This is a genomic window from Elstera sp., assembly GCF_044372965.1.
Classification (GTDB): Bacteria; Pseudomonadota; Alphaproteobacteria; order Elsterales; family Elsteraceae; genus Elstera.
On record NZ_JBILQX010000029.1, the window covers coordinates 15611 to 28588 of the forward strand.

At 61.6% G+C, this 12978-nt stretch carries 10 protein-coding genes; 5 read left to right on the forward strand and 5 right to left on the reverse strand.

What is annotated here, in order from left to right:
• The first annotated feature begins 238 nt into the window (after positions 1–238).
• Complete coding sequence (locus tag ACIQ36_RS06150; RefSeq protein WP_395826901.1) at positions 239–1216, forward strand: DUF2333 family protein; 978 nt, start codon at positions 239–241, stop codon at positions 1214–1216.
• A 412-nt stretch (positions 1217–1628) separates the two neighbouring features.
• Positions 1629–3824 (forward strand): methyl-accepting chemotaxis protein, encoded by a 2196-nt coding sequence (locus tag ACIQ36_RS06155; protein WP_395826905.1) that lies wholly within the window; start codon positions 1629–1631, stop codon positions 3822–3824.
• 58 nt (positions 3825–3882) lie between these two features.
• Here ACIQ36_RS06155 and der read toward each other — a convergent pair whose 3' ends face one another.
• From der to ACIQ36_RS06170, 3 genes are read right to left on the reverse strand one after another with little or no spacing between them, the layout of a single operon-like run.
• Positions 3883–5268, reverse strand: coding sequence for a ribosome biogenesis GTPase Der (der, locus tag ACIQ36_RS06160; RefSeq protein WP_395826908.1), 1386 nt, complete (start codon positions 5266–5268; stop codon positions 3883–3885).
• Complete coding sequence (locus ACIQ36_RS06165) at positions 5268–6602, reverse strand: PQQ-binding-like beta-propeller repeat protein (RefSeq protein WP_395826911.1); 1335 nt, start codon at positions 6600–6602, stop codon at positions 5268–5270. Before ACIQ36_RS06165 ends, der begins: the two co-directional genes overlap by 1 nt.
• Positions 6599–7252: a tetratricopeptide repeat protein gene (locus ACIQ36_RS06170; protein WP_395826914.1), complete on the reverse strand. Its 654-nt coding sequence runs from the start codon at positions 7250–7252 to the stop codon at positions 6599–6601. Before ACIQ36_RS06170 ends, ACIQ36_RS06165 begins: the two co-directional genes overlap by 4 nt.
• Before the next feature lie 100 nt (positions 7253–7352).
• Between ACIQ36_RS06170 and hrpB the strand changes: the two genes are divergently transcribed.
• The gene (gene hrpB, locus ACIQ36_RS06175) at positions 7353–9866 is read left to right on the forward strand and encodes an ATP-dependent helicase HrpB (protein WP_395826916.1); all 2514 of its coding nucleotides are present in this window, start codon (positions 7353–7355) and stop codon (positions 9864–9866) included.
• Here the strand turns inward: hrpB and ACIQ36_RS06180 are convergent.
• Entirely contained in the window at positions 9863–10231 is a 369-nt protein-coding gene (locus tag ACIQ36_RS06180) for a type II toxin-antitoxin system VapC family toxin (RefSeq protein WP_395826919.1), read from the reverse strand. The genes hrpB and ACIQ36_RS06180 overlap by 4 nt on opposite strands.
• Positions 10231–10458 (reverse strand): type II toxin-antitoxin system Phd/YefM family antitoxin, encoded by a 228-nt coding sequence (locus ACIQ36_RS06185; RefSeq protein WP_395826922.1) that lies wholly within the window; start codon positions 10456–10458, stop codon positions 10231–10233. Before ACIQ36_RS06185 ends, ACIQ36_RS06180 begins: the two co-directional genes overlap by 1 nt.
• Before the next feature lie 123 nt (positions 10459–10581).
• On the opposite strand from ACIQ36_RS06185, the gene ACIQ36_RS06190 reads away from it, so the two are divergent.
• Complete coding sequence (locus ACIQ36_RS06190; RefSeq protein WP_395826925.1) at positions 10582–11562, forward strand: Bug family tripartite tricarboxylate transporter substrate binding protein; 981 nt, start codon at positions 10582–10584, stop codon at positions 11560–11562.
• A gap of 171 nt (positions 11563–11733) precedes the next feature.
• Positions 11734–12978, forward strand: a 1245-nt coding sequence (locus tag ACIQ36_RS06195; RefSeq protein WP_395826928.1) for an EAL domain-containing protein, incomplete at its 3' end; no start/stop codon positions are given.

Sequence of the window (12978 nt, forward strand, 5' to 3'; positions counted from 1 at the left end):
ATCGCATGCACCTTGCCGTGACTGCATGACCATTTTGTTACGATTCCCTGACAAGTTCCGGAAAAATCCTGTAAGGATCACCAGGGAAACGGAGGGCATCAGCGGCATTTAGCCTGCTACCTTCTCCAGTGATCGTATTTTTATTGAACCCTGCCTTAAATAGGGCTTCTGTCCGGCATAAGTTATAAGAGGCTGTGGTCGTCCGCAGCTTCCGAGGTGGCGTAAAAGGGGAACGACCGTGGCTGATTTTGATTTCGAGAAACGATCCCTGCTCACGCGCTTTTGGCCGAAACGGCTCACGATCAGCTTAGGGCTGGTCGGACGAATGCTCCTGGGGTTGGTTATTCTGGTGGGTCTTTATATTCCCGCCGGAATGCTCTGGGTTCATGTGATCGACGACGATACAACGCTCGTCCCGACCGACGTTCCAACCGGCAGCAGCCGCGCCGTTGCCATGGCGGCAACCCTTATCGAACGGGAAACCATCACACATCGCTGGGCGGCGAACGATCCGTTTTTCCTGCCCGGTTGGTGGCTCGATAATATGCCGGAATTTCAGGCGGGTATTGTTGAAGCGCTGGGCCGCTTTAGTACCGAAATGATGGACCAGATCGGCCGCAACCGGGGCTCCTCCCAAGCCGATCCTGATCTGTCGAAAGCCGTCGATTTGCTGAAATCCGCGCCGGATATTTGGTTGTTCGACTTTACCACCTCCTGGGCACCCACGACCTCGTCTGATGCAAAATATCGCTCGGCCGCGAAAGCCTTGCGCAATTATAATCAGCGGTTGAGCCAGGGACAGGCGCTGTTCGAGCGGCGCGGTGATAATCTAATTGCGCTCTTGGAACGCATTACGTCCGATCTGGGTTCGTCCTCGGCGGTTCTAGACAAGCAAATTTTGGCCGGTCGGGAATTTTTCATTGATCGTCGTGCCGATAATATTTTCTACGGCGTCAAGGGTCGCCTTTATGCCTATTACCTGATCCTGCGCGAACTTGGCGTGGATTATCAGCAACTTCTCCGCGACCGTGAAGCCTTTAATGCCTGGACGCAAATGCTGGAAAGCCTGCATGAAGCCTCGCTGCTGGATCCGCTGATTGTGATGAACGGCGCGACCGATGGGCTTTTTGCTGCCAATCACCTCGCAACCCAAGGTTTCTATCTGTTACGCGCTCGCACCCAACTGCGGGAAGTTTCGGAAATCCTCATCCGATAGCGGTATATAATTTCGAAGACAATATTGTCCGCAGTAGTTTCTATTGCAATCACATATCGCGCCGCACAATAACGCGGGGTTATAGATACTGTATCGCATGATATTTCTCAAAAGTATCTAAAATATGTAAGAAGTGTTTCAGGCGGTGCCGCCCTCCCCCGCACCGCTCAGGAATAGGGCGCCCAACCCTCTCCGTGCGCGCCATTCCCCTGGGGTCTGCCCGCCCAGGCTGGCATCAGTTTGTCACAAACAGATGCCGCCCCTCGGTAATGGCGCGTTTCTTACGTCGCTAACGTGTCCCGATGAGGTTTTCGGGTCTGATTTTCTGTACCCCCTAGCCGGGAGACGAGAATCGGAACAGATTATGCTTGCCTCATCGTCATACCATCGTAGTAGCGAGGAAGGTTCTGCCATGGCTGAGCATCGGATGCCTAAACCTTGGGTCCCACGCCTCACGCTGCGCCGCGTGCTGCTGGCGCTCTTCCTCATCGTCGCGGTTGCCGTCGGGGTCCAGCAGAGCCGGATGATTTCCCGCTACACGCAGTTCGCCACCGACACGCTAAACAGTTCGACGGGGCAAATTTTGAGCTTTTTCGTCCGCGATAGACTGACGCGGGTCTATGGTGAACGTATGTCGCCCATTGGCAATGAATGGAGCCGCGCGGCAGGGCTCGGCCAAGCGGCGGAAGATAAGGATGCGGTTAAGCTTGGATTTATGACCGATACTTTCTACACGCTTACCCCAGTCGTCGAGCAACAGATCCAGCTGGTGGCCGTTAATATTTTCACTCCGGACATGGCCTTCATCGCGCGCTCCTCGAAGGGCGACAAATCCTCGGCGACCGAAGATTCCGCCCTGCTTGAGCAGTTGAAGGCCCGCGATAAGGGGGCCCAGCGCCAAGAATTAAATCATCTCTGGCAATCGTCTACGGGCCGACCGCTGCACTCCATTTTCGTGCCCGTTGGCGGTTTTCGCGTTCTGGGGGTGATGGAAATCGTTACCGACCCGTTGCATTTGCTCGAAGGCATCGGCCCATCTCTTGGGGGTACCGTGGAACTCTTCGATGGCAAGAACCAAAGTGTTTATAAAAGCGAAGGCTTACCCGCGGATGTGATCACGGTTGCCACGGCCCGCGCCACGCTGCTGGGAACAAATAACCGCCCCTGGGCAGAGGTCGGCTTCACCCGTGGCATCGATAATTTTGTTGAACAGGTCGATCAAGTTCAAAGCGAAGGACAGAAAGCGCTGCTGCTACTGGCCGTGATCGTTGTTGTCGGCGGCTTTATCGTGCTGCGTATTACCGTTTTCCGGCCGCTTGGTGCCTTTGCCCGCGTGATGGAGGCCGTCGCCTCGGGCAATACGCAGCAGGAGATCCCGCCGACCGGCCCGGATGAGATGGCGGTCATGGCGCGCGCCCTCAGCCATCTGCGCCTTAGTGTCGAAAATGTGCTGCAACTCAAGCAGATGGTCGATAGCAGCCCCACGCCCACGGCGCTGTTAGGCAAGGATGGGACGGTCTCTTTCCTCAATCCCGCCGCGCGCAGCTTTTGCGAAACCCACGCGCTTGCCACCGACAGTAAAGACCTGCTGGGGCTCGGCGAGGCTCAGCTTGCGCGCTGCCTCACCGGCGCGGATGAAGCGTTACGCGGGCGTCGCCTCCATATCGGTGAAACCGACGTTACAGCAAGCTTAGAGCCGGTTCGCAATGGAACCGGGGAGATCGTCGGTGTGGCGCTCACTTGGATCGACGTTACCGCGCAGATGCTCGCAACGCGCCAAGCCGAAGTGATGATGCACGACGTTCAATCGGTCGCGAGCAGCGTTGACCGGCAGGCGCAATCCCTCAACCACGTGGCCGAATCGCTCATCGAGCGGTCCCGCCATACAATTACGCTGGCGGGGGACGTTGGGGGGCTGATGGCCCAAAGCAGCGAAAGCGCCTTGCAGGTCTCGGGCGCGACAGAAGAACTGACAACGGCAATCCGCGAAATCAGCCAGCGCGCGTCCGACGCGCAACGTAGCGCCGATTCGGCCACGCGCTTCCTAACGGAAACCGGGGATACGGTTAAAACCCTCGCCAATAGCGCCGCCGAAGTCGATGGCATCGTACAGTTCATCACCAGCCTCGCCGATCAAACTAAACTGCTAGCGCTCAATGCAACCATCGAAGCCGCCCGCGCGGGCGAATCGGGGCGCGGCTTTGCCGTCGTCGCCCAAGAGGTGAAAAAGCTAGCCGAAAGCACGACCAGCGCGACCAGCCGGATTGCCGAAACCGTCCACGCGATCCGGGATAGTTTGAACGCCACCGTGCGCGGCTTCGAGTCGGTCCGCTCGGCGGTAACGGAAGTGAATATGCTGCAAACCTCCATCGCTAGCGCGGTCGAGCAGCATAATACCACCTCCACCGAAGTCGCGAGCCGCGTTGGGCAAATCGCCACCCAAGCCCAGGCAGCGGCCAACCTTGTGCAGCAGGTGCTGAGCGAAGCCAAATCGACCGGAACAATCGCCGATACCCTCACAAGCTCCGCCCGTAGCTTGTCGGGCGAGGCGGGAAGCCTGAATGGTGCGCTCACGGATTATGCCGCTCAAGCACAGCACAGTGCCTGACGCCTGAATAACACCTCGCCTGATCAAAAAAATGCCGGGGCTAGCCCCGGCATTTTTTTTAATCCTTATCGTAAGGATTGTCAGTCTGGCGCAACTGAATGCGGATCGGCACGCCCGGCAGATCGAAGGTTTCGCGGAAGCTATTTACCAGATAGCGAATATAACTGTCTGGCAATTGTTCGGCCTTCGTGCAGAACAGTGTGACGGTCGGCGGACGCGCTTTGGTTTGCGTGCCGTAGCGGATTTTGATTCGGCGGCCCGAGACCAGCGGCGGCTGATGCTGATCCAGCGCGCCTTCGAGCCAACGATTGAGCTTCGAGGTATTCACCCGGAAGTTCCAGCGCTTATGGGCCTGCAACGCATGATCGAGCACGAGGGTTAAGTTCTTCCCCGTCAGTCCCGAGCAGGCGACAACCGGAATACCCACCACCTGGGGCAGCGAGATGGAGAGACGGTCGCGGATTTCCTTCATCCGCTCGTCCTTATTCTCCACCGCGTCCCATTTATTCACCGCCAGAACAATGGCGCGGCCTTCTTCCACCACGTCCGACGCGATAACCAGATCCTGTTTGTCGAGCCCCAATAGGCCGTCGATCACCACGATCACGACTTCAGCATATTGAATGCTGCGCAGTGAATCGGCGACCGACAGTTTTTCCAGCTTTTCGTGGGATTTGGGCCTACGGCGCATCCCGGCCGTATCGAACAGCTTCATCTCACGGTCGCGATGGGTGAAGGAGACGGAGATACTGTCGCGCGTAATCCCGGCTTCCGGCCCGGTCAGCAGTCGGTCTTCGCCCAAAAGCTGATTGATCAGCGTCGATTTGCCAACGTTCGGGCGGCCGCAGATGGCGATTTGCATCGGGCGGCGCTGGGCTTCGGCATCCTCTTCCTCCGGCTCGGCATTCTCATCAACCGGATCATCGTAGCCTTCGGGGATCACCAGCGGGCGCAGGGCCTGATAGAGATCGGCCATGCCTTCGCCATGCTCGGCAGAAATGGGGATCGGCTCACCCATGCCCAGCTCAAAGGCTTCCATATAGCCGCCGCGCCCGGCCTGGCCTTCCGCCTTATTCACCAGCAGCAGGAGCGGCTGGCTGGTGCGGCGCAGCAGATTGGCGAAATGCTTATCGTCGGCCGTCAAACCAACGCGCCCATCGATGACGAACAGGATCACATCGGCTTCCACCAACGCGGCTTCGGTCTGGCGGCGCATGCGGGCGGGCAGTGAATCGTCGGTCGCGTTTTCCAGCCCCGCCGTGTCCATCACGCGGAAAATCAGATCGCCCAAATGCCCGTCCGCCTCGCGGCGGTCGCGGGTTACGCCGGGCGTATCATCGACAATCGCGAGCTTCTTGCCGACGAGCCGGTTGAAGAGGGTGGATTTGCCCACGTTCGGGCGGCCAACAATGGCCAGAAGAGGCGGTACAACATAATCAGTCATTAGCGATAGGCCGCAAGGCGGCCATCCTCGGTGAGAACGTAAAGGCTATTGCCGGCAACAATCGGGGCCATCGCTGCCGCACCCGGCAGGCTGGTATCGCCCAAAAACTCGCCGGTATAGGGCGAAACGGCGGCAATCTTGCCAAGGCTATTCACCAGCAGCAGACGGTCCCCAGCCAGAACCGGACCGGCCCAGCGGATCGGATCTTCTTGGTTTTTCTCATCGGCAAAGCGCGGCAAGGCGCGCACCCAACGAATGCGCCCGTCGGTCCGGGTTAGGCAGATCACCTCGCCATTCGTGGTGACGACAAACAGATACTCGCCCGCAACCCAAACATCTTCGGCAACCGAAAGTTCGCGGTCCCAAATCCGATCGCCGCTGCGCAACTCGATTGCCCCCAGGCGACCGGCGTGGCTGGCGGCAAACACGACTCCCCGGTCGATGACCGGATTGCCGCGAATATTGGCGAGCCCCGCAACGGCGTTGGACTGGCGCAGGCCGGAGAGATTATCGGCCCAGAGCAAACGGCCATTCTCTAAGCGCAGCGCGAACAACTCGCCCGAGCTATAGGGCACGACCACATAATCGCCCGAAACCGCCGCCGCGCCGCCGCCGAGCAAGCCCGCCGTTTCGCTGATGCCGCTATGGCTCCACAGGCGCTTGCCATCGTCTGCCGACAGCACGACCGTTTGATTGTCGAGCCCGATCACGAAAACGCGCCCGCCGACAATCGTCGGGGCCGCACGGACGGGCGCGGGCAGCGGTTTGCGCCAAAGTTCCTTGCCCGACGCCGCGTCCATCACCACGATTTCCGCCGCCGCCGTGCCGATGTAGAGCTTGCCGTCGGCAAAAGCGAGCGCGCCGCTGACCGTCACATCGTCTTCATCATCTGGAATCGTCGGGGCGCGCCAAATCTGCTGACCGTTGCTGATCGCAAGCGCCGTTACCATGCCGTCGGTATCAATGGTGTAGACGCGACCATCGGCCACAATCGGCGTGGCTTGCAGCACCCGCCGCCGCTGCGAGCCCGACCCGATGGAGGTTTGCCACGCCAGCGCCACCGAATCGCCCAAAGCGAGATGATGCCGCGCGTGGTCAGGGAAACTGCCCGCCTGCGCCCAATCGGCATAAAGCTCCGGGCGCGGAAGTTCGACCGCAACCGTCGCAAGCGCGGGATCGGCTTCCAGCGCACCTGCCGTTTTCAGCACGGCGATCCGGTCGCCCGGCAGGGGCGGCTTTTTGCTGCTGCCGCACGCCGCGAGCGTAAGGCTTGCAGCGAGAAGCCCGAAGCAGGCGCTCCGGCGGCTGAGGGTCACGCGCGGGTTCGTCATCATCCGGCCTTCCCAAGCGCGGCCAGCAGTTCGGTGGAGCGCGCGCGCAGCCCGGTGGGCGCGGCGGGATCGTCCGAAATCGCGGTAAGAAGCGTGCGGGCCGAGTCGATCTTTCCGGCCTTCAGAAACGCTGCCGCCAGAATCTCGCGCGCCTGATGGCGCAGCGCGTGATTGTCGGCCAGCAGCGGCTTTAGCGCGGCTTCCAGTGCTTCCGGCGCAAGCGTTGCGCTTTCGGCTTGGGTTCCCAGCAGGGTCGCAAGGTCGCGGTATTCACTCGACAGGCCAGTATCGGCCGCAATCGCCTTATATTGGCTGATCGCCCCCGCCGTATCGCCCTTTTCCACCGCAAGCCCCGCCAAGCGCAGGCGCGCGAGCATGGCGTAACCTTCGCCCTTGGCTTCCTGGACCAGAAGGCCCCAGCCTGCCGCCGCTTGATCGGCATTGCCGCGCGCAAGCTCAGCCTCCGCTTCCGCATAGCGCGTACCTGCCGTCATACGACGTTCGGCAATCTGTTGCTGCCATAGGGTATACCCCGCCACGCCGACCACCAAGGCCACCGCCGCCGCAACCGCAAGCTTGCCATACCGCGCCCATAGTTGCTGGGCACGCTCGGTACGCAAATCTTCGTCAACCTCGCGGAAAATATCGCTCAACGCACCAACTCCCGGACACAAATCGGGCGAACCTTAGCGCGCCATCGGGGGCTTTGCAAATGCTGTGGTCGCGGAGCCGAAATCGGTGTAGAGCGGCGGCATGTCCTTGCCCATCGAACCGCTGCTCCCCGAGCTTCTCACCGCCCTCGCCGCCGAGGGTCGCGCCGTGCTGCAAGCCCCGCCGGGGGCCGGGAAAACCACCCGCGTCCCGCTCGCCCTTTTGGGGGAAAAATGGCGCGGTGACGGCAAGATCATCATGTTGGAGCCGCGCCGCATCGCCGCCCGCGCCGCTGCCAACCGCATGGCCCAGGCCTTGGGCGAGGCGGTGGGCGAGACCATCGGCTACCGCGTGCGGCTGGACAGCAAGGTTTCCGCCCGCACCCGCGTTGAAGTGGTGACGGAGGGGCTGTTCCTGCGGCAAATCCAGCAAGACCCGGAGCTAACCGGCATCGCCGCTGTGCTGTTCGACGAGTTTCACGAACGCAGCGCCGATAGCGACCTTGCCCTTGCCCTCACTTTGGAAAGCCGCAGCGCCCTGCGCAACGATTTGCGGCTGCTGGTCATGTCCGCCACCCTCGACGGGGATGGCGTGGCGAAGTTGCTGGACGATGCCCCGCTGCTGACCAGCGACGGGCGCGCCCATCCGGTGGAAACGCGCTACCTCGGTCGGCCCGAAAAGCTGGAAGCGGGCGTCGTCGCCGCCATTCGCCAAGCCCTGCGCGAGGAAGCCGAGGGCGATTTGCTGGTCTTCCTTCCCGGCACCGGCGAAATCCGCCGCACCGCCGCAGCGCTGGACGGCAACTTGCCGCCGACCGTCGATCTGCTCACCCTTGCGGGGGAATTGAGTTTTGCGGACCAAGACCGCGCCCTGCGCGCGGCCCCCAGCGGACGCCGGAAAGTGGTTCTCTCCACCGCCATCGCCGAAACCAGCGTAACGCTCGACGGCACCCGCATCGTTATCGACGGCGGCTGGTCGCGCCGCCCGAGCTTCGACCCCGCGACGGGGATGAGCACGCTCGAAACGGTGCGCGTCAGCGCGGCTTCCGCCGAACAGCGCCGGGGCCGCGCTGGCCGTCAGCGCCCCGGCGTTTGCTATCGGCTGTGGGCAGAGGCCGAACAGCGCGGGCTTTTGCCGTTTCATCCGCCGGAAATCGAAAGCGCCGACCTTGCCCCGCTCGCGCTCGAACTCGCCGCCTGGGGCAGCGATGCCGATAGTTTGCGTTGGATGACCCCGCCGCCCGCCGCCGCCTTGACCCGCGCGCGCGCTCTGCTGACCGATCTCGGGGCCCTGGACGATGCCGGGCGGATCACCCCCCACGGGCACGCGATGACCCGCCTAGGCGCGCACCCCCGTTTGGCCCATCTGATGCTAAAGGGGGCCGATCTTTGCGAGGGCTCCCTCGCCTGCCTGCTCGCCGCTCTCTTAGGCGACCGCGACCCCATTCGCCCGCGCGGCGGAAGGCGGTCCGCCGATCTCGTCCAACGGATTGATCTTTTGATCGGCGACGGTACTCACCCGGATCTCGACCGCAAGGCCGCCGCCGCCATCCGCCAGCAAGCCAGCCAGTTCCGCCGCCAGATTGGGTTACGCGGCGAGGACCGGCCCGACAGCCATAGCAGCGGTCGCCTGCTCGCCCTCGCCTACCCGGACCGGATTGCCCAGCGGCGCGGCCCGCCGGGACAGTTCAGGCTCTCCAGCGGGCAAGGAGCGATTCTGCCGCTGGAGGATTCCCTCGCCGGGGCCGATTTGCTGGCGGTTGCCGCGCTCGACGGCGACCGGGCGAATGCGCGCATCTTTTTCGCCGCCCCGGTGACGGAGGAAGATCTCGCCGAACTTTTCCCAGCGCGCCTCGCCGAACACGCAACGGTAAGTTGGGATAAGGCGCAAGGGGCGGTTGCCGCGCGCCGTCAGCAACGCTTCGGCGCGCTGGTTTTTTCCGATAAACCGCTCGCCAAGCCGCCCGCCGATCTGGTGCGCGCCGCGCTGCTGGAGGGACTCCGGCTTGAGGGTTTGCGCGTGCTGCCCTGGACCGATGGGGCCGAAAGCCTGCGCCACCGCGTCGCGTTTCTGCGCCGCGAGCAAGGCGACGATTGGCCCGATTGGTCGGATGCGGCCCTGCTGGATAGTCTCGAAGGCTGGCTCGCCCCGCACCTCGACGGGCGCAGCCGCCTGACCCATCTCGAAAACCTCCCCCTGACGCAAATCCTGCGCGATTCCCTGCCGTGGGAGCAGCAACGAGCGCTGGACCGGCTCGCGCCCACCCATGTCACCGTCCCCACCGGCTCGTCGGTTGCGCTCGATTATTCGGGGCCGGAACCCGTGCTGGCGGTGCGGTTGCAAGAAATGTTCGGTCTCGCCGAAACGCCGCGCCTGGGCGACGGGCGCACCCCCGTGCTGCTGCATCTCCTCTCCCCCGCCCGGCACCCGCTGGCGGTAACGCGCGATCTTGCGGGTTTTTGGCGCGGGGCCTATGCGGAGGTACGCAAAGATATGCGCGGCCAATACCCCCGCCACGTCTGGCCAGAAGACCCGCTGGCCGCCGATCCGACGACGCGGACCAAAAAGGCGTTGGACCGGGAAGCGCGCGCGAAGGCCGAACCCAAATCACGTTAGAAGGTTTCGGCTCCATAGGCCGCAATCTTCGCATCCCGTGTCAGGAGCATAGCGTTTTCAACCCGCGCCTGGGCGATCAGCATCCGGTCGAACGGGTCGCGGTGAATTTGGGGAAGGTCGATCAACGCTAGGCAGTGGCGGGGTAGGATCGGCAGCGTCTCGATGCCCGGCGGCGGCGTAAACAGCCGAGGATCGTTATCGATCCGCCCGAGGCTAATCAGCAAAGCAATTTCCCAAAAACTGACTACACTGATCAACCGGAGGGGGGCCACGTCAAGCGCGTTACGTTCGGGTTCAGTAAGCTTGCCCGGTTCGGCCCGCATCCATAGGAAGATATGAGTATCGAGCAGTAGGGCTTTGGACATCACCGCCCCATAAAGTCGTCGATAACATCGTCTGGCAGCGATAGATCGTCGCTCACCCGCAGGCCGCTCAAATCACCGTAAATAACGGGGCGCTCGGTCAACGCCGTGAGCCGCGCCACGGGCTTGCCGTTGCGGGTAACAACAATATCCTCCCCGGCTTCAGCCCGGGCGACCAGCGCAGCAAATTCGGCTTTCGCCTGCGCGACAGAAACTTGCAGCGTGCCCATCTCTTCCTCACCTCGATGACCATCCTAGTCACTATAGAGAGAAACTCTATAGACCGCCTTGACAAAAAGCCGCACCTCCCATTTGGTTTCATTTGTTACCAAAACAAATCGGGGGGAACGACTATGGGTGTTTGGCGCAAATTTGCGGCCACCGCGTTAACGGCGGCGGCGCTCGTTGCTGCATCGGGGAGCCTGTCCGCACAGAATTATCCGAACCGCGCGGTCCACTGGATCGTCGGCTATCCGGCGGGGGGCGGATCGGATTTTCTCGCGCGTATTCTGGGCAATGAGATGGCCAAGTCGCTGGGTCAGCCGGTCGTGATTGAAAACCTGCCGGGGGCCGCCTCGGTTCTGGCCGCAACCACCGCGACGAAGGCTCCCGCCGATGGCTACACGCTGTTTTCGGGCGATAACGGCTCACTGATTTACAATGCCGCGCTATTCGCCACGCCGCGCTATATCCCGTCGAAGGACTTTGCGCCGATCGGCTTGATGGCGCGGTTTCCGCTCATTCTGGCGGTAAACGCCAAGGCCCCGGCGACCTCGGCGAAAGAGTTGATCGACGGGCTCAAAGCCGCCCCCGGATCGCTGAACTATGCCTCGCCGGGTATCGGCAGCCCCCATCATTTGGCGATGGAACTGCTGCTCTTCCGGGCAGGCGTGACCGCCACCCATGTGCCCTATCGCGGTGCAGCCCCGGCAGTGCAAGACGTGCTCGCCAATCAGCTTCCGGCCATGGTGGTCGATGCCGCCGTTGGCTTGCCGCATATCCGCTCCGGCGCACTGCGGCCGCTCGCCGTCTTCTCGAAGCAACGCATCGCAACCCTGCCCGAAGTTCCGACGCTGCAAGAGTTGGGCTATGCCGATATCGAAGCCTATGCATGGCAGGGCTTGGTTGCCGCCGCAGGCACGCCGCAACCCGTTCTAGACCGGCTGACGGCGGATTTGCAAAAGGCCCTCGCCAACCCCGACATCAAAAAGCGCCTGGAAGAGTTTGGCCTGGAGCCAATTCCGAGCGATCAAAAGGGCTTGGCCGATTACATTGCATCTGAGTCAAAATATTGGCATCCGCTGATTAAAGCCCGGAGCATCAGCCTCGACTAATCATCCGAGGGCGTCGCAACGGAATAGTTAGCAACGCGTGCGACGCCCTTTGCTCCGTCATACAGTTTGACCCAAAATCGTCACACTAAATACGTATGCTATGCGCTCGTGTTGAATGATCTGTTCCCGATTGGTTGAGGGAGCTTGGATTCGTGGAGAGCGCTCCTTCCCATGCTGGACGCACCCGCCATGCCGGTTGAGCTTGACGATCCCGTCTGGCAGCAACGCCTGGAGCGGCTCGATTACGGCTATCAACCCATTGTGTCGTTCCGCAATGGCCAGGTACTGGGCTTTGAAGCCCTCATGCGCGGGGTAGACCGGATCGGGTTTCAAACGCCGTCGGATGTGTTCGATGCGGCCATTGCTGACGGTCAGATGGTCTCGGTCGAACTTGGTTTGCGCGCCAAAGCGATCCGAAAATTCGCCCAGCGACGCGACCTTGCCGTCGAGAGCATGCTGTTTTTGAATGTGGATGCGCGCATGTTCGGCGCACCGGGCTATCGGTCGGGGTTTACGGTGGAACTGTTGCGCGATATCGGCTTATCGCCCGCCGCCATCTGTTTGGAGTTAGCTGAACGGTCGGAATACAATTTGCAAGATTCCGGCAACCCGATTTTCGAGCAATACCGCGCCTCCGGTATCGCCGTTGCCATCGATGATTTCGGTGTGGGGTATGCCAGCCTAAAGATGCTTTATGAGGCAAAACCCGATTATTTGAAGATCGACCGCTTTTTTATCTCTGGGATTGATCAGGACGTGCGCAAGCGCGGACTTGTGGAGCAGGTCACGAATTATGCCCATATTCGGGGCATTCAGGTGATCGCCGAGGGGATCGAGACCGACCGGGAGTTTTACGTCTGCCGCGATATCGGGTGCGATTTCGCCCAAGGCTATCGCATCGCCCGCCCTACGACCGATCTTGCAGCGCTCAGCCTCGTCTATCAAACCGTGCTGGACCTCAATAGCGCCGACCGCCGCCGAACCCAATCCAGCGGCGTTCTGGTGGAGGATGCCATTCAGCGCATCCCGGCAATCCCCGCCCAAACCCAGCGCGCCGATTTGCTCGAAACCTTCCGGCAGAACGATATGGCGGAGGTTGTGCCAGTCGTTGACGAACGCGGGCGGCCGTTAGGCGTGGTGCGCGAGCGCGACATTAAGCACTTCGCCTATAGCCGCTTTGGGAGTGACCTGTTGCGAAACCGCGCCATTGGCGACGGCATCCGCGACCTTATCGTCACCTGCCCCGTCTGCAATATCGGCACCCATATCGACCGGATCGTTGAAGCTTTCTCGGGGGATAGCGCCGCCGATGGGATTCTGATGACCGAGGACGGACGGTATGTGGGCTTCCTCAGCCCGCGCTCGCTGCTGAAGCTGGTGAATGAGTATAATCTAGTGGGCGCGCGGGATCAGAAC